Annotated in this window: 1 protein-coding gene; it reads right to left on the reverse strand. The window is 47.7% G+C overall.

Annotated features, from left to right (window positions below):
* Positions 1-455, reverse strand: a 455-nt coding sequence (locus ACFQNF_RS18790; RefSeq protein WP_380189588.1) for an IS3 family transposase, incomplete at both ends; no start/stop codon positions are given.

Here is a 455-nt window from a genome sequence, read left to right on the forward strand (position 1 = left end):
GCATTTGACTGACCAGCGCAAACACTGGGCGACGCGCCATTTCAAAAGCGATAATTTCCCCATTGTATAAATCCAGCACCGGCGATAAATAGAGCTTTTCTCCCTGCACATTAAACTCAGTCACATCCGTCACCCATTTCTGATTCGGCTTGTCCGCACTAAATTGCAGCTGCAATATATTTGGTGCGACTTTGCCGCATTCACCCTTGTATGAACGGTACTTTTTAGGCCGAACGCACGACTTCAAACCCAGCTCTTGCATTAAACGCTGAACCGTTTTGTGATTCAGCCATTCGCCTTTTTTTCTGAGCGCCAGCATGATCCGCCGATATCCATAGCGCCCCTTATGCTCAGAAAATAGCGCTTTAAGCTGCGTTTTTACGTTTTGATACTTGTCGTTCGCAGCCAAAGCCTGCTTCTGGTAATAGAAGGTGCTGCGCGGCAAATCAGCGTGT

The sequence above is a fragment of the Iodobacter arcticus genome (assembly GCF_042664895.1).
In the GTDB taxonomy this organism is placed as follows: Bacteria; Pseudomonadota; Gammaproteobacteria; order Burkholderiales; family Chitinibacteraceae; genus Iodobacter; species Iodobacter arcticus.